The organism is Sphingosinicella sp. (assembly GCF_052388015.1).
Lineage (GTDB): Bacteria > Pseudomonadota > Alphaproteobacteria > Sphingomonadales > Sphingomonadaceae > Allosphingosinicella.
The window spans coordinates 1-22,451 of the sequence record NZ_JBQTIN010000088.1 but is presented as its reverse complement, the minus strand read 5'-3'; the positions used below and the strand labels follow the sequence as shown (position 1 = coordinate 22,451).

Here is a 22,451-nt window from a genome sequence, read left to right as displayed (position 1 = left end):
CCAAAAGCCGCCCGCCGCGAAGCGGTCGTGCGGGGGCGGGGGCCCGCGGGGGGGGGGGGGGGGGTGGGGGGGGCCCCCCCCGCGGGGGGCGCCCCCCCGGGGCGCGGGGGGGTGCGGACGGCGCCGCCCCGGGCCGGGGGCGGCGCCCCCCCACCCCCCCCCCCCCCGCCCCGGCCCGCCCCCCCCCGCACGACCGCTTCGCGGCGGGCGGCTTTTGGCCCAGGGCGGCGTCGCTTGTCGGTCACGATGCATCAAGCATCGTTCCCTCCTCGCTCCTTGCCACGAGCCAAAATCCGCTCCGTCACGGCCGTTGCGGGTACCGAACACGGACCCCTCGCTCAGCGCGGCATTTGCAGCGAGGCGTAGCAGGTGAAGCCGCTCATCCCCGTCTGCAGCCGCCGGATATAATTGGCATAGGCCTGGGACGAGCCGGGGCTGACGCCGGCGGGCGTCGAGCCGTTGAGCAATTGGCGCGCTTCCTCGCCGCGGAGCGGCCGCGCCAGCGGCGGCGCTGCACCGGCGGTGCCCGGCGTGACCGTCGTCCCGTCCGGCGCGATATAATTGCCGGCCGCATGCGGCCCCGGCACCGGGATCTCGCAATTCAGCACCGATCCCGCGGTCTGGGCCAGCGCCGGACGGACGGTGACCACCGTCGAGGCCGCCGCGGCGCCCAGATAGAGGAAGGTGCGCCGGCTCGGCTGGAAGCCGCCGTCATTCTGTGGCTCGTCAGCGCCGCTCATGGGAATTTCCGATACACGCCCGCGATTGATTAAGCGTAAAGCGCGGCCAAGGCGAGCGGTAGCGCGCGCCTGTGCCGCATCGGGACGGAGCCGGAGTGACGAGTGACCTGCTGACACGGGTGCTGCTTGCCGCGCTGATCGCGGCGGCCGGCGGCGGCCTGGCCTGGTGGCTGGGCGCGCCGCCGATCGCGATCCTGGCCGCTCTCGCCGCCGGGCTTGTCGCCCATGCGGTCGCCCGGCCGCCGCGCGGCGTACCGGCTCCGGCCGCGCCGCCCGTGGAAGCGACCGAGACCGCGACGCCCTCTCTTGACGAGGTCATCGAGGCCATCGACGAGCCGCTGCTCATCGTTCGCGAACGGCGGGTCCTGCGCGCCAACGCCGCCGCCAAGACGCTGCTTGGCGCCCATATCGACGGCGTCGATGTCCGGCTCGCGATACGCCATCCGGCGGCGGCCGAGCGCCTCGCGGGCGAGCCCGCGGAGAGCGACGCGGGCGACGTCGAGATCGTCGGGTTGGGCGAAGCCGGACGTCCCTGGTTGATGCGCCTGCGCGCCCTGCCGGACGGCAGCCAGCTCGTCCGCCTCATCGACCAGAGCGCGACGCGCGCCGCCGAGCAGATGCGGGTCGATTTCGTCGCCAATGCGAGCCACGAGCTGCGCACCCCGCTCGCCACGCTGCTCGGCTTCCTAGAGACGCTTGAGGACGAAGAAGCGGCGAGCGACCCCGCAACACGCGCGCGGTTCCTTCGCATCATGTCGGGCGAGGCAAGCCGCATGCGCGCATTGGTCGACGACCTTATGTCGCTGTCGCGGATCGAGGCCGAGCGCTTCGCCGCGCCGCGCGGACCCGTCGACCTGCTGGACGTGATCGAAGAGGTGCGCGACGCGCTCGCTCAACCGCTCGCCGCGCAGGGCGCGACGCTCGCCATCGAGAACGAAGCACCGAGCGCCGTCGTCCAGGGCGACGAGCCGCAGCTCGCCCAGATGCTCGCCAACCTGATCGCGAATGCTCTGAAATATGGCCGGGAGGGCCGCCCCGTGCGCGTGCGGCTTGCGCATGAGGACGGCGACATGCTCTCGATCGCCGTGATCGACGAGGGCGAAGGCATTGCGCCGGAGCATCTCCCGCGCCTCACCGAGCGCTTCTACCGCGTCGACGCCAGCCGCAGCCGTCAGGTCGGCGGCACCGGGCTCGGGCTCGCCATCGTCAAGCACATCGTCCAGCGCCATCGCGGCCGGCTCGAAATCGCCAGCAAGGTCGGCGAAGGCACCGTCGCGCGCGCGCTGCTGCCGCTTGCAACTGTCACGGAAGAGTCACGAAACTGAATCATTGGCGTAGAAATTCCGTCATGATTCTGTTCGGAGAATCCGGTGAGGCTGCTCTGGTTCGCGACACTCCTCGGCCTCGCCGCGCCCGCCTTCGCTCAGGACTCGTCGACCCGATTCGCCGGCGCGCCGCGGATCGGCTCGACATCGGGTTGGTCGGTGAAACCGCGCGGTCGCGTCCAATATGATGTCGGCGACATATCGGCGCCGGCCGGCGTCACCGTCCCCGGCCTCGGTTCCGTCGATGAGGTGCGCCGAGCGCGGCTCGGTGTCGAAGGCACCGCGCCCGGAGGTTTCTCCTACGTCTTCGAGATGGAGCTGTCCGAGCCGGTGGACGAGATCGTCGATGCGACGATCTCATGGCGCGCGTCGGACCGGCTGACGCTCACGGTCGGGCAGCATAACAACTTTCAGTCGCTGGACGAGCTGACTAGCTCGCGATTCAGCTCTTTCATCGAGCGCGCCGCGTTCACCGACGCTTTCAATTTCGAGCGCCGGCTCGGCCTGTCCGGCACCCTGACAAGCGGGCCGGTAACGGCCCAACTCGGCATCTTTCACGACAATCTGCTCGACGTCGACGAGGGCGACGATATGCTGAGCGTGGACGGCCGCATCATCTACGCGCCCCGTATCGGCGGCACGCAGTTTCACCTGGGCGCGTCCGCGCACTGGCGGGACAATGGCGACTTGGTCGCACGCGGCACGACCACCCGTTACCGGCAGCGGCCGTTTATCCATGCCACCGATGCGCGCTTCCTCGCCACGCCGGCGCTCGCGGTCGACCGCGAGACGAGCTTCGGTCTTGAGGCGGCTGCGATTCGCGGGCCGTTTCATTTTGCCGCCGAAGCACACTGGCTACACCCCGACCGCGTCACCGGCGCCGATCCGACCTTCTTCGGTTTCTATGCAGAGGCAGGCTGGTTCCTGACCGGCGAGACGCGCGGCTATCGCGGCGCGCGCTGGGACCGGACCCGGGTGCGGCGGCCGGTCGAGGAAGGGGGCTTCGGCGCGGTCCAGCTCAACCTGCGCTACGACTATCTAGATCTAAGCTCGCGCGGGATCGTCGGCGGCATCCAGAACGGGCTGCAACTCGGCCTGACCTGGATTCCGACCGACTATGTTCGTTTCCTCGCCAACTATGCGCGCCTGTCGTACGACGACGCCGCGATACCGGCCGGAGGCATGCGGCGCGACTATGCGGTCGATGTGATCGGCGTGCGTGCACAAGTCGATTTCTGAGAGGCCGGGACCGGTGTCATCAATCTGTCATCAAAACGTCACAGGAGGCTCTCTGGAGCGACCTAGTTTCGCAGCCTACCAACACTATCGCGACTCATGGAGGGGCACGTGCGCAAGACTCTGATGGCCTTGATGGCGGCCGGCCTGGCCCTCGCCGGCTGCGGCTCCGGCGCAACCGGGGGGTCCGAAGGCGGCTCGCGCAGCCAGATTCGCGTCGTCGGTTCCTCGACTGTCTACCCCTTCGCGATCGCCGTCGCCGAGCGCTTTGGTCAGGCCAATCCCGGCTTCCAGTCGCCTATCGTCGAATCGACCGGCACCGGCGGCGGCCTCAACCTGTTCTGCGGCGGGGTCGGCCCGCAGCATCCGGATGTCGCCAACGCCTCGCGCCGGATCAAGGCCACCGAGATCGAGCAGTGCAACCGCAACGGCGTCAACCAGATCATCGAGATTCCGGTCGGCATCGACGGCCTGGCGCTGATCGAATCGGCGCAGCGCCCGACCGGCTTCCAGCTCACCGCGCGCGACGTCTATGCCGCGCTTGCCGCTAATCCGTTCGGCCGGCCGCAGACGGCACAGACCTGGCGCGACGTCAATCCGGCGCTGCCCGCCGTGCCGATTCGGGTCTACGGCCCGCCCCCCACGTCCGGCACGCGAGACAGCTTCGCCGAGCTGATTCTCGAGCGCGGTTGCAATAGCGATCCGGCAATGGAGCGGCTGAAGGCAAGCGATGCCGACCGGCACCGGCAGGTCTGCACCCAGCTGCGCGAGGACGGCGCCTATGTCGAGGCGGGCGAGAACGACAATCTGCTCGTCCAGCGCGTGTCGGAAAATCAGGGCGCCGTCGGCGTGCTCGGTTATTCGTTCCTCGAGGAGAATGGCGAGCGGGTGCGCGGCATCCCCATCGGAGGCATCGCCCCCACTGCCGCGACGATCACCAACTTCACCTACCCGGGCGCGCGCCGGCTCTATATCTATGTGAAGGGCGAGCATTTGAACGCCATTCCCGGCCTGCGCGAGTTCCTCACCGCCTGGACGCAGGGTTGGGGGCCGGGCGGTTATCTCACCCGGCGCGGCATGATCGCGCTGCCGGACAATGAGCGGCAGGCGGCCGAGCAGGCGGTCCGCAACCCGCGGCCAATCACCGCGCGCGATCTGCAATAGGCGGCGGCTTGTCGGTCGCCGCCATCGGGCTGCTCGTCCTTGGCCTGGGCCTGATCGCCTGGGTCACAGCGCGCGCGCGCGCGGCGGCCTTCGCCGGCATTGGTGGCGACACGAAGGAGCGGCCCCATTCGCGGCCCAGTCAGCACGGCTGGTATGTAGCCCTGTGGACCGTCCTCCCGGCCGCGCTATTCCTGGTCGCCTGGCAGAATATTTCGGGCAACCTGGTCTATGCGCAGGTGCTGGCCAGCCCCGAGGCGGCCGGCCTGCCCGGCTTCGGGCTGCAGCGGTCGACGATCCTCAACGAGGCCTATGCGCTCGCCACCGGCGCTTCGACGACCGCGTTCAACCGCGAGGCCTTCGCGCTGGCGCCGGCCTATGCCCGGGCATTGTCCTTCTACAACTGGATCGGCTTCACGGTCGCGATGCTGGTCGCCTTCGCCGCCGGCGCCTGGGCGTTCAGCCGCCTCTCGCCGCAATTCCGCGCCCGTACCAGGGTCGAGCGCGTGATGATGGCGATATTGCTGCTCGCCTCGCTGATCGCGATCCTGACCACGCTCGGCATCGTCCTTTCGCTGCTGTTCGAATCCTTGCGCTTCTTCGCGATGGTGTCGCCGATCGAATTCCTGTTCGGCACGTCGTGGAGCCCGCAAATGGCGATCCGGGCCGATCAGGCCGGATCGTCCGGCGCGTTCGGCGCGATTCCCTTGTTCTGGGGCACGATCTTCATCGGCGCGATCATCGCCATGATCGTCGCCATCCCGCTGGGCCTGATGAGCGCGATCTACCTCACCCAATATGCGAAGCCCCGGGTGCGCGCCTGGCTGAAGCCCATTCTCGAGATCCTCGCCGGCGTGCCGACCGTGGTCTACGGCTATTTCGCCGCACTCACCGTCGCGCCGGCGATCCGCGACCTCGGCCTGTCGCTCGGCATCCGCTCGTCGACCGAGAGCGCGCTCGCTGCCGGCCTGGTGATGGGGATCATGATCATTCCCTTCGTCTCGTCGATGGCCGACGACAGCATCGCCGCGGTGCCGCAGGCGATGCGCGACGGCAGCCTGGCGATGGGGGCGACGACCAGCGAGACGATCAAGAGGGTGCTTGTCCCGGCCGCGCTGCCCGGCGTGGTCGGCGGCGTGCTGCTCGCGGTCAGCCGGGCGATCGGCGAGACGATGATCGTGGTGATGGCGGCAGGTCTCGCCGCCAACCTCACGCTCAATCCGTTCGACAGCGTCACCACCGTGACTACCCAGATCGTCCAGCTGCTCACCGGCGACCAGGAGTTCAACAGCCCCAAGACGCTCGCCGCCTTCGCGCTGGGCCTCGTTCTCTTCCTGGTCACGTTGGCGCTAAACATCGTCGCGCTGCGCGTCGTGAAGAAATATCGCGAAGCCTATGAGTGACGCCGCCCTCCGCGCCGACACGATCGACCCGACGCCGACCGATTGGGGCGGCGCGGAGATGCGCGCGCGCATTCGCAGGCGCTACGCTGCCGAGCGGCGCTTCAAGCTGCTCGGCCTGACCGCGATCCTGGTCTCGGTGGGCTTCCTCGCCTTCCTGCTGGTCACGATGGTCGGCAACGGGGCGCGCGGCTTCACCCAGTCCGAGGTCCGGCTCGAGGTGGATTTCCCGCGCTCGTCGCTGTTCCTCGATCCCGCCGCATTGCGCGGTTTCGGCGCCGAGCAGGCGATCGCCAATGCCGATTTCGAGCGGGTGGTGAACGAAGCGGCGACCGCCCAATATGGTGCCGACGGCCCGGCTCTCTTCTCGCCCGGCGCGCGGCTTCGCCTGCGCGACACGGTGCGCGCCAACCCTGATATCCTGGCCGGCCGCGCCACGCTCTGGTTGCCCGCTTCGACCGCAATCGACATCGCCGCGAAGAGCGACGGGACGGCGGACGACGAGCGCATTCACGAGCGGCTGAACGCCGGCGGCGCGGTCCGCACTGGCTTCAACTGGGCCTTCCTTACCGGCTCCGATTCCACCGATCCCACGCTCGTTGGCATCTGGGGGGCGTTCAAGGGCTCGTTGTTGACGATGATCGTCACCCTCGTCCTCGCCTTCCCGATCGGCGTCCTCTCGGCGGTCTATCTTGAGGAATATGCGCCGAGAAACCGCTGGACCGACATGATCGAGGTCTCGATCAACAATCTCGCCGCGGTGCCGTCGATCATTTTCGGCCTGCTCGGCCTCGCCGTATTCCTCAACTTCATGCACCTGCCCCGCTCGGCGCCGATCGTCGGCGGCCTGACGCTGGCGCTGATGACGATGCCGGTGATCGTCATCGCCGGCCGCAACGCGATCAAATCGGTGCCGCCCTCGATCCGTGATGCGGCGCTCGGCATCGGCGCGAGCCGGGTCCAGGTCGTCTTCCACCATGTCCTGCCGCTGGCGCTGCCCGGCATCCTCACCGGCACGATCATCGGCATGGCCCGCGCGCTCGGCGAGACCGCGCCGCTGCTGATGATCGGCATGCGCGCCTTCATCGCCTCGCCGCCGGGGGGCGTTTCCGATCCCGCCACCGCGCTGCCGGTCCAGATCTTCCTCTGGTCGGACGAGGTCAGCCGCGGCTTCGTCGAGAAGACCAGCGCCGCGATCATCGTCCTGCTGCTGTTCCTCCTCGCGATGAACGGCATCGCCATCTATCTTCGCAACCGTTTCGAGAGACGCTGGTGACCGATCCCATCCCCTGTAATCCCAAGATGGCGGCGCGCGGCGTCAGCGTCTTCTATGGCGAGAAGAAGGCGATCGACGACGTGTCGATCGAGGTCCGTCAGGAGAATGTCACCGCCTTCATCGGTCCGTCCGGCTGCGGCAAATCGACCTTCCTGCGCGCGCTCAACCGGATGAACGACACGATCCCCACGGCCCGCGTCGAAGGCCGGATCGAGCTTGACGGCGAGGACATTTACGGTGCGGCGATGGACGTCGTGCAGCTCCGCGCCCGGGTCGGCATGGTGTTCCAGAAGCCGAATCCGTTTCCCAAGTCGATCTACGAGAATGTCGCTTACGGTCCTCGCATTCACGGTCTGGCGTCGAACAAGGCCGAGATGGACCAGATCGTCGAGCGCTCGCTGAAGCGCGCCGGCCTGTGGGAAGAGGTGAAAGACCGTCTGGTCGAAAGTGGCACCGCACTGTCCGGTGGCCAGCAGCAGCGCCTCTGCATCGCCCGCGCGATCGCCGTCGATCCGGAGGTGATCCTGATGGACGAGCCCTGCTCGGCGCTCGATCCGATCGCCACCGCCCGGATCGAGGAGCTGATCCATGAGCTTCGCGGCCGCTATGCGATCGTGATCGTCACCCACAACATGCAGCAGGCGGCGCGCGTGTCGCAGCGCACGGCTTTCTTCCACCTTGGCGATCTCGTCGAATATGGCGAGACCTCCGAGATCTTCACCAATCCCCGCGAGACGCGGACCAAGGATTACATCACCGGCCGCTACGGCTGAGGAGAATCTCGATGGCAAGCACCGGCCACACCATCAAGGCGTTCGACGAGGATCTCGACGCCCTGCGCGCCACGATCTCCGAGATGGGCGGCCTCGCCGAGGCCGCGATCCGCGAGTCAATGGAGGCGCTGGTCAAGCGCGACGCCGAAGCCGCGGCGCGGGTCATCGAGCGCGACGCGCGGATCGACGCGCTGGAGGCCGAGGTCGAGCGCCGCGCGGTCCAGGTCATCGCGCTGCGCGCGCCGATGGCCGACGATCTGCGCGAGGTGGTTGCGGCGCTGAAGATCGCCGGCGTCGTCGAGCGGATCGGCGACTATGCCAAGAACATCGCCAAGCGCGTCGCCAGCGTCGAGGACAGCAAGATCAGGCCGCTCTCGCTGCTGCCGGAAATGGCCCGCATCGCCGGCGAGATGGTGCACAACGTCCTCGACGCCTTCGCCCAGCGCGACCCCGCCAAGGCGATGGCGGTGATCGAGCGCGACGCGGCGGTGGACGATTTCTACAATTCGATCTTCCGTGCGCTGCTCACTCACATGATGGAAAACCCGCACAACATCACGCCGGCCACCCACCTCCTCTTCGTCGCCAAGAATCTGGAGCGGATCGGCGACCATGCGACCAATGTCGCGGAAATGGTCTATTTCGCCTCGACCGGCCGCCATCTCGGTGATCGCGCGAAGGGCGCCGACCCGGCCGGCATCCAGGCGGACGAGCTCGGCGGCAAGGCGTGAGCAAAGGTCGCATCCTGCTCGTCGAGGACGACAGCGCCCTCGTCGAGCTGTTGACGTTCCACCTGCACAGGGAGGAGTTCGTCGTCGAGGCGACGGCCGACGGCGAGGATGCGTTGCTGATCGCCCGGGAGACCCCGCCGGATCTGGTGATCCTCGACTGGATGATCGAGGGCGTGTCCGGAATCGAAGTGTGCCGGCGGCTGCGGCGGCTGCCCGAGACGGCCAACGTGCCGATCATCATGCTGACCGCCCGCACCGAGGAGGCCGACCGGGTGCGCGGCCTCGAAACCGGCGCGGACGATTATGTGACCAAGCCTTTTTCGCCGAAGGAGCTGGTCGCGCGGGTGACGGCGGTGCTGCGCCGGATGCGGCCGGCGCTGGCCGGCGAGAAGCTGACCTATGCCGATGTCGAGATGGACCTGGTGAGCCACCGGTTGCGCCGGAGCGGCGCGCCGGTCGCGATCGGGCCGACCGAGTTTCGCCTGCTGCGGCACTTCCTCGAGCATCCCGGCCGCGTCTTTTCGCGCGAGCGACTGCTCGACGCGGTCTGGGGCCGCGACAGCGAAATCGAGCTCAGGACCGTCGACGTCCACATCCGGCGCCTGCGCAAGGCGATCAACGTCGACGGTCAACCGGACCTGATCCGCACCGTCCGTTCAGCGGGCTATGCTCTCGACGCCGACGCCGGCTGAGCGGATCGTTTCAGAGCCTTCGTCGTTATCCCCTGCATCGCGCCGGCCTTGCGGCGGCGCCCCAATGCATGGAGGATGACATGAAATCGGCCCTCTTCGCGATCGCGCTCGGCCTCGGCACGGCCGCCGTCGCCCAGAGCGACATGCAGCAGCCCGCGCCGGCAGCCGGCCAGATGGTGGCGCCGGGGAACAGCGCGCCGGCGCGCGACGCCCGCGGCATTCCCGTCGTCTCCGATCCCGCCGTCGGGCCGCCGGGCTTCAATCAACCGGCGCAGCCGGGCGGCACCGGCGTGCCCGCGAGCGCGAGGCCCACACCGCAACCGGCGACGGAGAATTATCCGGTTTGCTCGCGGACCGTGACCGACAATTGCGTCCAGGGCCATGAGCGAGGCCGTCGGGGTCCGCGCTGAGCCGGGACGCGCTTCGCAAGCGACGGGCCGAGCGGATATATCCGGCGCCTCTCGCGTTTAGGGAGTCCGGCCGCGCCCGCTAAGCGCGACCTTCCCGCGCCTGCCCGTGCGGGCGCTCGACACGAGGAGCAGCACCATGAGGACGATCCTTTTCGCGGCCGCCCTGCTGGCCGGCACGGCCGCGCTCGCCCAGGACGACACGATCACGCCGCCGCCGGTCTTGCCGGAGACGACGGTTCCCGCCGCGCCTGACGCGCAGGCGGGTATCTCCGACGCGATGACGCCCACGGTGGCGACCGCGCCGGCGCTGCCGTCGACCGGCTCGGTCCAGGCGCCCGGCAACACCAATCCGAAGCGCGACGCGCGCGGCATCGCGGTCATCTCCGACCCGGCCTTTGTGCCGGCCGGCTATAACGGCACGGCGGCGACCGGCGTCGGCGGCCCGTTGACCGACTCGGCCGACGCGGCCGCGACGACCGACGCTTCGCATCCGCCCTGCACGGCGGAAGTCACCGACAACTGCCTGCAGACCTACGAGCGGGGCCGCAGCCCCGAATAAGGCCTGCGCGCGGCCGCGCTTGAAATCCCCCGCTTCGCGCTCCACGAGGGCGCGGAACGGGGGATTTACGCATGTCGATCAGCTTTGAAGGTCGCGTCGCGATCGTGACCGGCGCGGGCGGTGGCCTGGGCCGCGCTTATGCCCTGGAACTGGCGCGGCGCGGCGCGAAAGTCGTCGTCAACGATCTCGGCGGCAGTCGCGACGGGACCGGGCACAGCGACGCCGCGCGTGCGGTCGTTGCCGAGATCGAGGCGGCCGGCGGCGTCGCGATGGCCGATGGCGGCAGCGTGACCGACGGAGCGCAGATGGCGGCGATGGTCGCCCGCGCCAGAGACGCCTGGGGCGGCGTCCATATTCTGATCAACAATGCCGGCATCCTCAAGGACAAGAGCTTCGCCAAAATGAGCGTCGAGGAGTTCCGCGCCGTCATCGACGTCCACCTGATCGGCTCGGCGATCTGCACCGGGGCGGTCTGGGAGACGATGCGCGAGCAGAATTACGGCCGCATCCTGATGACCGCGAGCTCGACCGGGCTCTACGGCAATTTCGGCCAGGCCAATTACGGCGCGGCGAAGCTCGGCCTCGTCGGCCTGGCCAAGACGCTCGCGCTCGAGGGGGCGAGGTGCAATGTCCGGGTCAATGTGATCGCGCCGACCGCCGCGACCCGGATGACCGAGGATCTGTTCCCGCCCGAATTGCTCGGCCGTTTCAAGCCGGAGCTGGTCGCGCCCGCCGCCCTGTTCCTGGTCAGCGAAGAGGCCCCCACCAACACGATCCTGGGGGCGGGCGCCGGCGTCGTGCAGGCGGCCTATGTCACGCTCACCAAGGGCGTGGCGCTCGACGAGCCGACCCCCGAGGCGGTCGCGGCGCAATGGGCGGCGATCACCGACCGAACCGGCGAGATCGTGCCGCAGGCGGGCGCCGAGCAGGCGATGACGATCATGCAGCGCCTGCAGGGCCGATGAGTGTATTGTAACACTAATACACATTTGCTATGGCCGTGCCCCACAGGAGGGACGCAGCCATGTACAGCGAAAGCGATCTCGATGCCGCCGTCGCCGCCGGGGCGATGCGTGCCGACCAGGCACACGCGCTGCGCGATTTCGTCGCCGCGCGGCGCCGGACGCCGGTGGTCGACGAGGAGCATTTCCGGCTGCTGACCGGCTTCAACGACATTTTCGTCGCCATCGCCGGGGCGATCCTCCTGTTCGCGGTCGGCTGGATCGGCCATGCGATCCCGCCGAACATCGACGGCGACGGGCCCTCGCCCTGGATGGGCCTGTTCGTTGCCGGGACCGCCTGGGGCCTTGCCGAATATTTCACCCGCCAGCGGCGGATGGCGCTGCCCTCTATCCTCTTCCTGCTCGCCTTCGTCGGCGGCACGTTCGGCGGCGTGGCGGCGGCGATCGCGACCGGGCTTGGCGACGCCTTCTTCGAGCGCAACGAGCAGGCGGTTGGCGTCGTGCTGGCTGTCGCCGCCGGCCTTGGCGTCGGCGCGGCCTGGCTGCACTGGCGCAGGTTCAAGGTGCCGATCACGATCGCGGCCGGCGCCGCCGCGGCGGTGGCGGTGGTGCTGTCGCTGATCGTCACCAGCCTCGCCGGAAACAATATGAGCGACGCCGAGGAGCAGACCTTGTTCAACGCGCTGCACGGCGTGGCGCTCATTCTCGGCGTCGGCGTGTTCCTGTTCGCGATGTGGTGGGACGGCTCGGACCGCCGCCGCGAGACGCGCCGCTCCGATGTCGCCTTCTGGCTGCATCTGCTCGCCGCGCCGCTGATCGTCCATCCGGTCTTCACCTTGCTCGGCCTCACCGAGGGCGCGGCGACGGTGCCGGGCGGCGTGACGGTGATCCTGCTCTACGTCGTGCTCGGCATCACCGCTTTAGCGGTGGACCGGCGGGCTTTGCTCGTCTCGGCGCTCGCCTATGTGCTCTACGCGATCAACAACCTGTTCCAGACCTATGGCGCGGTCGAGCTGAGCTTCGCGCTCACCGCCCTGGTGATCGGCTCGGCGCTGCTGCTGCTCTCGGCCTTCTGGACCAATGCAAGGCGGCTGGTGGTGGCGCCGCTGCCGGACGGGTTGCAGGGGCGGCTGCCTGTGATCGATCGGATGCCGAGCCCGCGGCCGGCCGCATAAGCGGGAGCTACCTTTCCCCGGCCGCCCGCTGTCCGTTCATGTCGTTCATCTCGGCCTCCGACCGCGTCTCCGAACCCGATCGGGCCGGCAGCAGCTCGCGGGGCGGGAGGCCGAGGCCGACAATGTCGTCATGATAGTAGCGGGCGAGTTCGCGCCTCTGACCCGACGCGACGACGAGACCGACCCATCGGGAATGGTCGTAGGAGCAGGCGAGCAGAAACTGATTCGGGATCGTCGCATGGCGGCGCTCGACGCAGGAGCCCACGCCGCCCATTGCCAGCGCGTTGAGCGCGGCCAGCCCCTCCGGGCTCAACCGCGTCCAGGGCGCCGGGTAATCCCGCGCCAGCGGGCTCTGGCAGGCCGCGAGCAGGAGCAGCAATGCGAAGGCCGCGCGCTTCATCGGCCACCATTAGCACAGATCGCGCGGCCCGCCGACGCTTGCGCCTAGTCTCCAACCAGCTTCATGAGCCGGCGCTCGATCGGCGCGAGGACCGGGCCGAGCTCCGGCCCGCGCCGGAGCACCTGACCCGCCTCGCCGACCAGCGCCCAGAGCCCCCCGCCGCCGCGCTGGCCGGGCCGCTTCTCGATCCGATATTCGGGCTGCTCGGCGGCGCAGCGGAAGGCGTGGAAGCTCGCCGCCTCGGCGCGGAACTCGATCGCATAGTCCCGCCACAGGCCGGCCGCGACCATCCGCCCGTACAGATCGACGATCCGGTTGAGCTCCAGCCGCTCGAACGTCACATTTTGCTGATTGGACGGTCCTGGAAAGGCGAGGACCGTCCCCATCAGGCGCGGCCCCGGCCCTTGATGTCGGTCTCCTGGCGCGTCAGGTCGCGCTCCTCGACCAGCTCGGCGATGCGCTTGCGCAATTGCTCGACCTCGCACTGAAGGATTTCGAGCTTCTGGGTGGCGGGATCGAAGCTCTCGGAGCAGATCGTGCCATAGGGCAGGAAGCTCGCCGAGCTCTGTTCCGCATCGACCAGGGTCGAGCGGGCCGGGATGCCGACCATCGTCGCGCCCGGCGGCACGTCCTTCGTCACCACCGAATTGGCGCCGATCCGCGCCCGCGCGCCGACGACGATCGGCCCCAGGATCTGCGCGCCCGAGCCGACGATGACGCCGTCGCTCAGCGTCGGATGGCGCTTGCCCGCCTCGCCGTTGGTCGGGTTGGTCCCGCCCAGGGTGACCTGCTGGTAGATGGTGACGTCGTCGCCGATCTCGGCCGTCTCGCCGATCACGACGAAGCCATGATCGATGAAGAAGTTGCGGCCGATCGTCGCCCCGGGATGAATGTCGATCGCGGTCAGCATCCGGGAAAGATGGTTGACGAAGCGGGCGAGGAAGTAAAGCCGGCCGCCGAACAGCCAGTGGGCGACGCGATGAAAGCCGAGCGCCCAGACGCCGGGATAGAGCAGCACCTCCCAGCGCGAGCGCGGCGCCGGATCGCGCGCCTTCACCGAATCCAGATAGGCCAGAAGGCCGGATGCCATCAGCGGGTCCTTGCGGTTCGGCAACGAAGATAGGCGCGGAAGCCGGGGATTTCCAGCGGGGCGAAACGGCGAATGGTCCGAATGTTCGCAGTGGCCATGGGGCCACGCGAAACCGCACTTTCGCCGCAGAGAGTGGACGGCCGCGAAGGCCACTCGCGGGAGTAAACCTGACAAATCCGACAGTCTCCAATCGGCGGATGCGCGGCGGCGCCACGCGTGGCCGCTCGCGAAGGCGCGGAGGCCGACAAATCTGTCGAGGGAAGACTCGCATCGGGCGAGCATAACCGAAGCAGGGGCGTGTAGGAAAATGAAGCCTGTGAAGGCAGCATATCGACCTGGTACTGGCGTCACGCGGATCAAAAACTATTTTACGAGGCGGAGATCGACCTTCCGCGGAGCGGTTCGCTCTCCCGAGCCCTCAATCGTCAGCATATTGGCCAGACCAAACAAAAGCGCTTCTAGCTCAGGAGCTGGGACGCCCGTCTCCCGGGCGATATCGGCCTTGGTCACTCCCTGTTGCCGCAGGTCGTCCATGACCTGTTGCCAGATATGAGATTGCTCACGGGCGATCCCATGGGGCTCATTTTTCAGCCATCCCCGACGCGACATTTCAACATAGAGGGAGTTGCTGCGACTTTCGGGGATCAGTTGGATTTCGAGGAGGCGATACGCCAAGGCTACTGCCGCAACTCGCCACCGCTTCTTGTAAGGGAGGAGATCCTCAACGCTGTAGATCGTTGAGGTCACCACGGCTCTAAGGTCAGACTCCGGCATCAAGAAAGCACCCGCGAATGCTTGGGCTTCCTTCTCAATCGGGCTGTTCTTGAACTCCGCAGCCGAACCTCCGTGCTTGTGCAAACACAGATGGGCCAGTTCATGCGCCGCGTCGAATCGGCTGCGCTCGGCGGATTTAAACCGGTTCAAGAAGATATACGGTGTATCGTCTCGCCATACCGAGAAGGCATCGACGTCTTTGGTGTTCTCGGCGAGCGAAAAGACCCTGATACCCTTGGCTTCGAGCAGGTGAACCATATTCTCGATGGGCTTATCGCCCAAGCGCCATTGTTGACGAAGAAGCTTGGCAGCAGTTGCGGGCGCGATGTTCTGACCTTGGCCAAAGTCAGGAAGGTCAGGTTCGCCTCGCCCATATTTTTGGGAAACCCAATCATCGAACAAATAGGCCATCGCACCCGACGCAAGCGCCGCATCCATGATCCTGGCACTCTTGCTCGCCAACCCTCTAAAACTCGCATTGTCGCGCCGGGGCTGGTCAATGTCGGCCCCGCAGAAAAATGAAACCGGGAAGTCCAACGCCGCCGCCAGCCGCTCCACGCTTTCGTCAGACGGTGCGATCTCACCCGCTTCGTATCGATGGATTGTATTCGGGGTCACGCCGACTTTCTCGGCGACTCCCTTCTTACTCATCGCCCGTCGTTCCCGAGCGATGCTAAGGCGTTGTGGGTTAAACATGTTACTGTTTGCGAATAATAATCGGCTTGTCGATTGCTGCGAAGTCCTCCGGAACAGGCTCGGGTCGACGAAGCCCAGGAATCTGACCAGGCTTGCACAGGATGATCCGCTCAGAAAAATTTCTGATTGTTCCTGAGATGATAAGGTCCGGTCTGGATATTTCAGCTGAGACGTATCTCTCTCCTGCATGGACGCAGAGATACCAGAAATCGTATCGGGAGATGGGGTCGTCCTCGACCTCCGGTTCGAAGAGCCAGCCGAGGTCACTCTCGTGGTTGTTCTTGACCAGAAGCTCGGCCGCCGAGCCCTTGTCCGCGCAATTGCGAGGCTGCTTTGACACGATGCCGGTGTGAGTGTCGGTGTTGATCACTACGAGCTTCATTTTCAATGCGTCGTTGCGAATCCCGTCGATCTGATTGTGACGGCAAACCACCCATCCAAGCGTCTGGAGGCGAGGATGATCGCGGAGGAAGCGCGTACACCACCGCCACATTTCCGTGCCGGGCGTGGTGATTGGATCGCTGGCGGTGACGTTCGCGCGTTCACCCAACGCTCTCTCGAAAATGTCGATCATCTCATCTCGGGGAAGGCGAACCTCCGTAAGCCGAGGAACGACCTCGAATTCTTCAAACAGAACCCTGGATGACATGCCACCCTCACGTTGCGTTTTGGCTTATTAATAAATGCCCGAAAACGCAACGTGGATCAAGCGCGTATTTACGCCAGCACTTTTCAGCCGCTTGAGTTTTCGCGAACCCCTTCATCTCGCCTTCCCTCCTCCACTCCGTCTGCGCTAGAGCCGCGCCATGACCGACGCCGGGGACGCGAGCACTGAACGGATCACCTTGCGCCGCGAGCCGGGGCCGATCGGGCTGGCGTGGGCGGCGGTTGTCCGCGTGCTGGGCTCGATCCTGGGCGTGGTCCGGCTCGTCCTGTTGCCGATTATCTGGCTGTGGCGGCGCTGGTGGGGGAAGGCGCTGCTGGTCCTCGCCGCCCTTCCCTTCATCGGCTATTTCATCCTGTGGATGATGTTCGCCCGCGGCCTGCCCTCGGCCGAGGCCTTGCTCAATTACGAGCCGGCGCTGCCGACCTATGTCCGCGACATCAACGGCGAGCCGGTCCAGACCTTCGCCCGGGAGCGGCGGGTCCAGCTCGCTTATGAGGAATTCCCGCGCGACCTGATCAACGCCTTCCTCGCCGCCGAGGACCGCACCTTCTTCACCCATGGCGGCATCGACCTGCCGGGCATCCTCAGCGCGATGTGGACCAATTTCACCAATCCGGGGCGCCCCGTGGGCGCCTCGACGATCACCCAGCAGGTCGCCAAGAACATGTTCCTGACCAACGAGGTCAGCTACACCCGCAAGATCAGGGAGCTGTTTCTCGCCCGGCGCATCGAATCGGTGCTGACCAAGGAGCAGATCCTGGAGATCTACCTCAACCAGATCTTCCTCGGCCGGAACGCTTATGGCGTGCAGGCGGCGGCGCGGGCCTATTTCAACCGCGACGTGCGCGAGCTGACCCTGCCCGAATTCGCCTATCTCGCCATCCTGCCCAAGGCGCCGGCCAATTACGACCCGGTGCGGCACCGGGCGCGGGCGCTGGAGCGGCGCAACTGGGTGCTGGGCGAGATGGCGCGCAACGGCTTCATCACCCAGGAGCGGGCCGACGCGGCGATCCGCCAGCCGCTGGCGACGATCCAGGGCGGCACCGAGGAGCAGGTGCGCAACGTCAACGGCTATTTCATGGAGGAGGTCAGGCGCGAGCTGGTCGCCCGCTTCGGCGAGAATGCCGACCCGGAGCATCCGAACAGCGTCTATGCCGGGGGCCTGTGGGTCCGGACCTCCTACAACCCGGTCATGCAGCGCGCGGCCGAGACGGCGCTGCGCGACGGCCTGATGCGGTTCGAGGCCGGGCGGGGCTGGCGCGACTCCGGGGTGACGATCGACATCGAAGGCGACTGGCGCGCGCGGCTCGCGGCGGCGCCGTTCGGGGCCGGTTATCCCGCCTGGCGCGAGGCGGTTGTGCTCGGCGTCGGCGGCGGCGAGGCGCAGCTGGGCTTCGTCGACGGGACGCGCGGACGGCTTCCCTCCGCGAACGCCTCGATGCCGCGGCGCGGGACCGGCGGGCCGGCCTTCGCCGCGCTCAGGCCCGGCACGGTGATCGCGGTCGAACGGCAGGGCGAGAGCGGCGACACTTATGCGTTGCGCTCGATCCCCGAGATTTCCGGCGCGATCATCGCCGAGGAGGTCGGCACCGGCCGGGTGCTCGCGATGCAGGGCGGCTTCGACTATCGCCTCTCCGACTTCAACCGCGCCACCCAGGCGCAGCGCCAGCCCGGTTCGGCGTTCAAGCCGTTCGTCTATGCCGCGGCGCTGGACGCCGGGATGACGCCCGCATCGATCATCCTCGACGGGCCGTTCTGCGTGAACCCGGGCCGGTCGAACCAATATTGCTTCCGGAACTTCTCCGGCGGCTATGCCGGGCCGCAGACGATGCGCTGGGGCCTCGAGCAATCGCGCAATTTGATGACCATCCGCGCCGCCAATTTCGTCGGCATGGAACGGGTCAACCGGACCGCCCAGCTGATGGGGCTGGGCGAGAATTATCCGAACGTGCTCCCCGTAGCGCTCGGTGCCGCCGACACGACCGCGCAGCGGATCACCAACGCTTACGCCATCATGGCCAATAACGGCCGGGCGCAGAATTCGACGGTGATCGATCTCGTCCAGGACCGGCGCGGGCGGGTGATCTACCGCGCCGACACAAGGCCGTGCGAGGGCTGCAACGCGCCCGACTGGGACGGCCGGCCGATGCCGCGCCCGCCGCTTCGCACCCGCCAGGTGATGGACCCGATGACCGCTTACCAGGTCGTCCATATGCTCGAAGGCGTCGTCCAGCGCGGCACCGCCACCCTGCTGCGCGATCTCAACCGGCCGATCTTCGGCAAGACCGGCACCACCACCGGCCCGACCAACGTCTGGTTCGTCGGCGGATCGGCGCAGATCGTCGCCGGCGTCTATCTCGGTTACGACCGGCCGCGGCCGATGGGCGGCTGGGCGCAGGGCGGCCGCGTCGCGGCGCCGATCTTCCGCCAGTTCGCGCAGACCGCCTTCCAGGGCATGCCGGTGCTGCCGTTCCGCGCCCCGACCGGCATCAGGATGGTGCCGATCGACCGGCGCACCGGCCGGCGCGCGCCGGTGTGGCCCGGCCTCGACCCGCGCGCGGCGGTGATCTGGGAGGCGTTCCGGCCGGAAAGCGAGCCGCGCCGCACCTCGACCGAGGAGGAGATCGCGCAGAGCCCGCGCCAGACCACCCGCCGCGCCGCCACCGCCACCGATCGCCGCGACAGCGATTTCTTGCAAAGTCAGGGCGGCATCTATTAGGCCGCAGCCTCGCAATTAAGCGTCGCCCCAGCGAAAGCTGGGGTCCATTCTGAGTCAGCATGGATTCCAGCTTTCGCTGGAACGACGGGAGAATGGAGACGTCCGCTTCATGCGCGCCGAAGCGCAAGCCGCCATCGATCAGGTCAACGCCGCGCTCGATCTGCTGCGCCGGTTCCTCGACTGGGACCGGGCGCTGAAGCGGCTCGACGAGCTCAATGCGAAGGTCGAGGATTCGTCGCTCTGGGACGATCCCAAGGCCGCGCAGGAGGTGATGCGCGAGCGGCAGCGGCTGGACCAGGCAATCGGCGCGACGCGGACGATCGAGAGAGAGCTCGCCGACACGACAGAGCTGATGGAGATGGCGGAGGCGGAGGGCGACGCGGCGCTGGTCGACGACGCGGTCAAGGCCCTGACCGAGCTCGCGGAGCGGGCCGAGCGCGACAAGGTCGCCGCGCTTCTCGCCGGCGAGGCCGACGCCAACAACACCTATGTCGAGATCAATGCCGGCGCGGGCGGCACCGAAAGCCAGGACTGGGCCGAGATGCTGCAGCGCATGTATGCGCGCTGGGGCGAGCGGCACGGCATGAAGGTCGAGATCGTCGATTATCATGGCGGCGAGCAGGCCGGGATTAAATCGGCAACCATCCTGATCAAGGGCGAGAACGCCTATGGCTACGCCAAGACGGAGAGCGGCGTGCACCGGCTGGTGCGCATCTCGCCTTATGACAGCTCCGCCCGCCGCCACACCAGCTTCGCCAGCGTCTGGGTCTATCCTGAGGTCGATGACGATATCCCGATCGAGGTGGTCGAGAGCGACCTCAAGATTGACACGTATCGCGCTTCCGGCGCGGGGGGTCAGCACGTCAACACAACGGACTCGGCGGTGCGTATCACCCACTTGCCCACCGGCATCATCGTCGCCTGCCAGAACCAGCGCAGCCAGCATAAAAACAAGGCCGAAGCGCTGAAGCAGCTCAAGGCGCGGCTCTATGAGGCCGAATTGCAGAAGCGCGAGGCCGAGGCGAGCGAAGGCTATGCCGCCAAAACCGAGATCGGTTGGGGCCACCAGATCCGGTCTTACGTGCTCCAGCCCTATCAGCTGGTGAAGGATCTCCGGACCGGCGTCACCTCGACCTCACCATCTGACGTGCTCGACGGCGATCTCGACCGCTTCATGGCGGCGGCTTTGTCGCAGCGCGTGACCGGCGAGAAAGTGGACGTCGAGGATGTGGACTAGAGTGACGGCGCTGCCTTCGCTTTCCCTCCCCCCTTGCGGGGGAGGCCAGGTGGGGGGTGCGGCCCGGAGGGCCGCGCGCGACAGCGTCGCGCACCCCCTCCCCCAGCCCCTCCCCACAAGGGGGAGGGGAGCTATTCGGATGGCAGCCCTGCCCTTGGTGGCGCTCGCCCTCCTCGCCTCCTGCCGCGGGCAGGAGGAGGCGAACCAGATCGGCTTTCCCGCGCCGCAGCGCCCGGTCGCGCCGATCGTCTCCTCCGCCTATCGCGACGAGGATGCGCGCGACAGCGTTGGCGAGTTCCAGTCGGTGGTGCGGCTGGCGGAGATCCGCGCCGGCATGTCGGTCGCCGACATCGGCGCCGGCCAGGGCTATTACACCGTCCGCCTGTCGCCGATCATCGGCCCCCGGGGCCGGATCCTGGCCGAGGACATCGTGCCGGAGACGATCCGCGCCCTCGGCCAGCGCGTCCAGCGCGAGCGGCTCGACAATGTCGCCCTGCGGCTCGGCCAGCCCCACGACCCGCAGCTCCCGGACGCCTCGTTCGACCGCATCCTGATGATCCACATGTATCACGAGATCGAGCGGCCGGCCGAGTTCCTGTGGCATCTGCGCGGCGACCTGGCGCGCGAGGGGCGCGTCGTGGTCGTCGACGCCGACCGCACCACCGACCGGCACGGCACGCCGCCCCGCCTGCTGGTCTGCGAGTTCAACGCCGTCGGCTACGAGCTGACCCGGTTCGAGCGGCTGGGCGACAGCGAATCCTATTTCGCCTCGTTCGAGCCGCGCGGGCCGCGGCCGGAGCCCGGCAGCATCAGGGCCTGCGCGCTGTAATTCCTCCCCTGCGTTTGCAGGGGAGGGGGACCGCACGAAGTGCGGTGGAGGGGTTCTTCGAACCGGATTGCCCTCCACCATGCTTCGCACGGTCCCCCTCCCCGAGAAATCTCGGGGAGGAACTAAAGGAGGCCCAGCCGGCGAAAGCTCTCGCAGCGGCCGCCGGCGAAGATCAGATGATCGTGGAGGACGATGCCGAGAGCGTCGCAGGCCATCGCGAAGCGCCGCGTGAGCCGCACGTCCTCGGTGCTCGGCGTTGGGTCGCCGCTCGGATGATTGTGGGCGATGACGAGGCCGGTCGCGTCCAGCGCCAGCGCGCGGGCGACCAGCGCCCGCATCGGCAGCGTCACTTCATTCCCCTCCTCGTCCAGCGAATCGACCGCGAGCAGGCGACCGTCGGCGGCGAGAAAGATCGCCACCAGCCTCTCTCCGGCCGCATCGGCGAAATGCGGCTCGAACAGATCGGCGGCGTCGCGGGCGGTGAGGATTTCCACGCCGGCGCGCCTGCCACGACGGCGACGGCGAAGCGCGCGCCGACGCCGCCGTTATGAACCGGATTTGCGCCATTTTGGATTGGACGCGCGCGCCGGCCGATCATAGCGTGCGGCCATGCGTGCCTATCTCGATCTCCTGCAGCTGATCCTCGACACCGGCGTTCCGCAGCAGGACCGGACCGGCGTCGGCACCCGCTCGGTCTTCGGCCACCAGATGCGCTTCGACCTCGCCGAGGGCTTCCCGCTGCTCACCACCAAGAAGCTGCACCTGCGCTCGATCATCGTCGAATTGCTCTGGTTCCTCAAAGGCGACACCAATGTGCGCTGGCTGCAGGAGCGAAGGGTGAGCATCTGGAACGAATGGGCGGACGAGAGCGGCGATCTCGGCCCGGTCTACGGCAAGCAATGGCGGCACTGGGAGACGGCGGACGGGCGCGAGATCGACCAGATCGCCGGCCTGATCGACCTGATCAGGCGCGACCCCGCCTCGCGCCGCCAGATCGTCACCGCCTGGAACCCCGGCGAGCTCGGCCGCATGGCGCTCGCCCCTTGCCATTGCCTGTTCCAGACCCAGGTGGCGGCGGGGCGCCTTAACCTCCAGCTCTACCAGCGCAGCGCCGACGTGTTCCTCGGCGTGCCGTTCAACATCGCCAGCTACGCCCTGCTCACCCACATGCTCGCCCAGCAATGCGGGCTGGAGCCGGGCCTGTTCGTGTGGACGGGCGGCGACTGCCACCTCTACGCCAACCATCTCGACCAGGCGCGCGAGCAGCTCTCGCGCGAGCCAAGGGCGCTGCCCCGACTTTCGATCCGCCGTCGACCGGAAGCGATCGACCAATACGAATATGAGGATTTCGAGATCGCCAATTACGATCCGCATCCGCACATCAAGGCCGAGGTGGCGGTTTGAGGGTAGATCATAGGCCCTTCTCTCCCCTCCCCCTTGTGGGGAGGGGGTTGGGGGTGGGGGTGCGCGGCGTCCCCCCCCGCGGCCCATCCGGCCCCACCCCCCACCCAACCCCCCCCCCCCAGGGGGGGGGGAAAACAGGAGCGATATGAAGCCCCCCCACCCCCCCCACGTGGCGCCCCCCCCAAAAGGCGTGAT

General features: G+C 67.7%; 23 protein-coding genes. 16 read left to right on the top strand and 7 right to left on the bottom strand.

Going from position 1 to position 22,451, the window contains the following annotated elements; genetic code table 11:
- Positions 1 to 338: 338 nt before the first annotated feature.
- The gene (locus ACT4N3_RS07225) at positions 339 to 740 is read right to left on the bottom strand and encodes a hypothetical protein (protein WP_444854536.1); all 402 of its coding nucleotides are present in this window, start codon (positions 738 to 740) and stop codon (positions 339 to 341) included.
- A gap of 95 nt (positions 741 to 835) precedes the next feature.
- Here ACT4N3_RS07225 and ACT4N3_RS07220 point away from each other — a divergent pair, with 95 nt between their 5' ends.
- The 12 genes from ACT4N3_RS07220 (at position 836) to ACT4N3_RS07165 (ending at position 12,440) form a co-directional block, all read left to right on the top strand.
- Positions 836 to 2,065 carry an ATP-binding protein gene (locus ACT4N3_RS07220; RefSeq protein WP_444854535.1) on the top strand — a complete coding sequence of 410 codons (1,230 nt, stop codon included), beginning with the start codon at positions 836 to 838 and terminating at the stop codon, positions 2,063 to 2,065.
- Positions 2,066 to 2,110: 45 nt separating this feature from the next.
- Positions 2,111 to 3,304 carry an OprO/OprP family phosphate-selective porin gene (locus ACT4N3_RS07215; protein ID WP_444854534.1) on the top strand — a complete coding sequence of 398 codons (1,194 nt, stop codon included), beginning with the start codon at positions 2,111 to 2,113 and terminating at the stop codon, positions 3,302 to 3,304.
- A 96-nt stretch (positions 3,305 to 3,400) separates the two neighbouring features.
- On the top strand, positions 3,401 to 4,465 hold the full coding sequence (locus ACT4N3_RS07210; RefSeq protein WP_444854533.1) for a substrate-binding domain-containing protein: 1,065 nt from the start codon (positions 3,401 to 3,403) through the stop codon (positions 4,463 to 4,465).
- An 8-nt stretch (positions 4,466 to 4,473) separates the two neighbouring features.
- On the top strand, positions 4,474 to 5,865 hold the full coding sequence (gene pstC, locus ACT4N3_RS07205) for a phosphate ABC transporter permease subunit PstC (protein WP_444854532.1): 1,392 nt from the start codon (positions 4,474 to 4,476) through the stop codon (positions 5,863 to 5,865).
- Positions 5,858 to 7,138: a phosphate ABC transporter permease PstA gene (pstA, locus tag ACT4N3_RS07200; RefSeq protein ID WP_444854531.1), complete on the top strand. Its 1,281-nt coding sequence runs from the start codon at positions 5,858 to 5,860 to the stop codon at positions 7,136 to 7,138. The genes pstC and pstA overlap by 8 nt, the downstream gene beginning before the upstream one ends.
- 26 nt (positions 7,139 to 7,164) lie before the next feature.
- Entirely contained in the window at positions 7,165 to 7,911 is a 747-nt protein-coding gene (gene pstB, locus ACT4N3_RS07195; protein WP_444854537.1) for a phosphate ABC transporter ATP-binding protein PstB, read from the top strand.
- A gap of 11 nt (positions 7,912 to 7,922) precedes the next feature.
- On the top strand, positions 7,923 to 8,642 hold the full coding sequence (gene phoU, locus ACT4N3_RS07190; RefSeq protein WP_444854530.1) for a phosphate signaling complex protein PhoU: 720 nt from the start codon (positions 7,923 to 7,925) through the stop codon (positions 8,640 to 8,642).
- Positions 8,639 to 9,334, top strand: coding sequence for a phosphate regulon transcriptional regulator PhoB (gene phoB, locus ACT4N3_RS07185; RefSeq protein ID WP_444854529.1), 696 nt, complete (start codon positions 8,639 to 8,641; stop codon positions 9,332 to 9,334). The genes phoU and phoB overlap by 4 nt, the downstream gene beginning before the upstream one ends.
- A gap of 80 nt (positions 9,335 to 9,414) precedes the next feature.
- Positions 9,415 to 9,744, top strand: a complete 330-nt coding sequence (locus tag ACT4N3_RS07180) for a hypothetical protein (protein WP_444854528.1) — start codon at positions 9,415 to 9,417, stop codon at positions 9,742 to 9,744.
- Between the two features lie 136 nt (positions 9,745 to 9,880).
- Complete coding sequence (locus tag ACT4N3_RS07175; protein ID WP_444854527.1) at positions 9,881 to 10,303, top strand: hypothetical protein; 423 nt, start codon at positions 9,881 to 9,883, stop codon at positions 10,301 to 10,303.
- Between the two features lie 71 nt (positions 10,304 to 10,374).
- A complete protein-coding gene (locus ACT4N3_RS07170) occupies positions 10,375 to 11,268 on the top strand; it encodes an SDR family NAD(P)-dependent oxidoreductase (RefSeq protein ID WP_444854526.1) in 894 nt (297 codons plus the stop codon).
- 59 nt (positions 11,269 to 11,327) lie between these two features.
- Positions 11,328 to 12,440 carry a hypothetical protein gene (locus ACT4N3_RS07165; protein ID WP_444854525.1) on the top strand — a complete coding sequence of 371 codons (1,113 nt, stop codon included), beginning with the start codon at positions 11,328 to 11,330 and terminating at the stop codon, positions 12,438 to 12,440.
- 7 nt (positions 12,441 to 12,447) lie between these two features.
- On the opposite strand, the gene ACT4N3_RS07160 is transcribed toward ACT4N3_RS07165, so the two are convergent.
- The 5 genes from ACT4N3_RS07160 to ACT4N3_RS07140 form a co-directional block, all read right to left on the bottom strand.
- On the bottom strand, positions 12,448 to 12,840 hold the full coding sequence (locus tag ACT4N3_RS07160; protein WP_444854524.1) for a hypothetical protein: 393 nt from the start codon (positions 12,838 to 12,840) through the stop codon (positions 12,448 to 12,450).
- A 44-nt stretch (positions 12,841 to 12,884) separates the two neighbouring features.
- Complete coding sequence (locus ACT4N3_RS07155) at positions 12,885 to 13,226, bottom strand: DUF2794 domain-containing protein (RefSeq protein ID WP_444854523.1); 342 nt, start codon at positions 13,224 to 13,226, stop codon at positions 12,885 to 12,887.
- Complete coding sequence (gene epsC, locus ACT4N3_RS07150) at positions 13,226 to 13,930, bottom strand: serine O-acetyltransferase EpsC (protein ID WP_444854522.1); 705 nt, start codon at positions 13,928 to 13,930, stop codon at positions 13,226 to 13,228. The genes ACT4N3_RS07155 and epsC overlap by 1 nt, the downstream gene beginning before the upstream one ends.
- A 363-nt stretch (positions 13,931 to 14,293) precedes the next feature.
- Positions 14,294 to 15,400 (bottom strand): helix-turn-helix domain-containing protein, encoded by a 1,107-nt coding sequence (locus ACT4N3_RS07145; RefSeq protein ID WP_444854521.1) that lies wholly within the window; start codon positions 15,398 to 15,400, stop codon positions 14,294 to 14,296.
- A 1-nt stretch (position 15,401) separates the two neighbouring features.
- Positions 15,402 to 15,974: a hypothetical protein gene (locus ACT4N3_RS07140; protein WP_444854520.1), complete on the bottom strand. Its 573-nt coding sequence runs from the start codon at positions 15,972 to 15,974 to the stop codon at positions 15,402 to 15,404.
- A 232-nt stretch (positions 15,975 to 16,206) separates the two neighbouring features.
- Between ACT4N3_RS07140 and ACT4N3_RS07135 the strand changes: the two genes are divergently transcribed.
- The 3 genes from ACT4N3_RS07135 to ACT4N3_RS07125 all read left to right on the top strand — a co-directional run bounded on the left by ACT4N3_RS07135 (position 16,207) and on the right by ACT4N3_RS07125 (position 20,852).
- On the top strand, positions 16,207 to 18,786 hold the full coding sequence (locus ACT4N3_RS07135; protein WP_444854519.1) for a penicillin-binding protein 1A: 2,580 nt from the start codon (positions 16,207 to 16,209) through the stop codon (positions 18,784 to 18,786).
- 109 nt (positions 18,787 to 18,895) lie between these two features.
- Positions 18,896 to 20,023, top strand: a complete 1,128-nt coding sequence (gene prfB, locus ACT4N3_RS07130; protein ID WP_444854518.1) for a peptide chain release factor 2 — start codon at positions 18,896 to 18,898, stop codon at positions 20,021 to 20,023.
- Between the two features lie 139 nt (positions 20,024 to 20,162).
- Positions 20,163 to 20,852 carry a class I SAM-dependent methyltransferase gene (locus tag ACT4N3_RS07125; protein WP_444854517.1) on the top strand — a complete coding sequence of 230 codons (690 nt, stop codon included), beginning with the start codon at positions 20,163 to 20,165 and terminating at the stop codon, positions 20,850 to 20,852.
- 122 nt (positions 20,853 to 20,974) lie between these two features.
- Here ACT4N3_RS07125 and ACT4N3_RS07120 read toward each other — a convergent pair whose 3' ends face one another.
- Positions 20,975 to 21,346: a JAB domain-containing protein gene (locus ACT4N3_RS07120; protein ID WP_444854516.1), complete on the bottom strand. Its 372-nt coding sequence runs from the start codon at positions 21,344 to 21,346 to the stop codon at positions 20,975 to 20,977.
- Between the two features lie 115 nt (positions 21,347 to 21,461).
- Here ACT4N3_RS07120 and ACT4N3_RS07115 point away from each other — a divergent pair, with 115 nt between their 5' ends.
- Positions 21,462 to 22,256, top strand: a complete 795-nt coding sequence (locus ACT4N3_RS07115) for a thymidylate synthase (RefSeq protein ID WP_444854515.1) — start codon at positions 21,462 to 21,464, stop codon at positions 22,254 to 22,256.
- Positions 22,257 to 22,451: the final 195 nt, after the last annotated feature.

Bases quoted from the DNA above. Each gene is read 5' to 3' on its own strand.
- ACT4N3_RS07225 (WP_444854536.1), bottom strand. From the start codon at position 740: ATGAGCGGCGCTGACGAGCCACAGAATGACGGCGGCTTCCAGCCGAGC.
- ACT4N3_RS07210 (WP_444854533.1), top strand. From the start codon at position 3,401: ATGGAGGGGCACGTGCGCAAGACTCTGATGGCCTTGATGGCGGCCGGC.
- pstA (WP_444854531.1), top strand. From the start codon at position 5,858: ATGAGTGACGCCGCCCTCCGCGCCGACACGATCGACCCGACGCCGACC.
- pstB (WP_444854537.1), top strand. From the start codon at position 7,165: ATGGCGGCGCGCGGCGTCAGCGTCTTCTATGGCGAGAAGAAGGCGATC.
- phoU (WP_444854530.1), top strand. From the start codon at position 7,923: ATGGCAAGCACCGGCCACACCATCAAGGCGTTCGACGAGGATCTCGAC.
- ACT4N3_RS07180 (WP_444854528.1), top strand. From the start codon at position 9,415: ATGAAATCGGCCCTCTTCGCGATCGCGCTCGGCCTCGGCACGGCCGCC.
- ACT4N3_RS07175 (WP_444854527.1), top strand. From the start codon at position 9,881: ATGAGGACGATCCTTTTCGCGGCCGCCCTGCTGGCCGGCACGGCCGCG.
- ACT4N3_RS07170 (WP_444854526.1), top strand. From the start codon at position 10,375: ATGTCGATCAGCTTTGAAGGTCGCGTCGCGATCGTGACCGGCGCGGGC.
- ACT4N3_RS07165 (WP_444854525.1), top strand. From the start codon at position 11,328: ATGTACAGCGAAAGCGATCTCGATGCCGCCGTCGCCGCCGGGGCGATG.
- ACT4N3_RS07160 (WP_444854524.1), bottom strand. From the start codon at position 12,840: ATGAAGCGCGCGGCCTTCGCATTGCTGCTCCTGCTCGCGGCCTGCCAG.
- ACT4N3_RS07155 (WP_444854523.1), bottom strand. From the start codon at position 13,226: ATGGGGACGGTCCTCGCCTTTCCAGGACCGTCCAATCAGCAAAATGTG.
- epsC (WP_444854522.1), bottom strand. From the start codon at position 13,930: ATGGCATCCGGCCTTCTGGCCTATCTGGATTCGGTGAAGGCGCGCGAT.
- ACT4N3_RS07145 (WP_444854521.1), bottom strand. From the start codon at position 15,400: ATGTTTAACCCACAACGCCTTAGCATCGCTCGGGAACGACGGGCGATG.
- ACT4N3_RS07140 (WP_444854520.1), bottom strand. From the start codon at position 15,974: ATGATCGACATTTTCGAGAGAGCGTTGGGTGAACGCGCGAACGTCACC.
- ACT4N3_RS07135 (WP_444854519.1), top strand. From the start codon at position 16,207: ATGACCGACGCCGGGGACGCGAGCACTGAACGGATCACCTTGCGCCGC.
- prfB (WP_444854518.1), top strand. From the start codon at position 18,896: ATGCGCGCCGAAGCGCAAGCCGCCATCGATCAGGTCAACGCCGCGCTC.
- ACT4N3_RS07125 (WP_444854517.1), top strand. From the start codon at position 20,163: ATGGCAGCCCTGCCCTTGGTGGCGCTCGCCCTCCTCGCCTCCTGCCGC.
- ACT4N3_RS07115 (WP_444854515.1), top strand. From the start codon at position 21,462: ATGCGTGCCTATCTCGATCTCCTGCAGCTGATCCTCGACACCGGCGTT.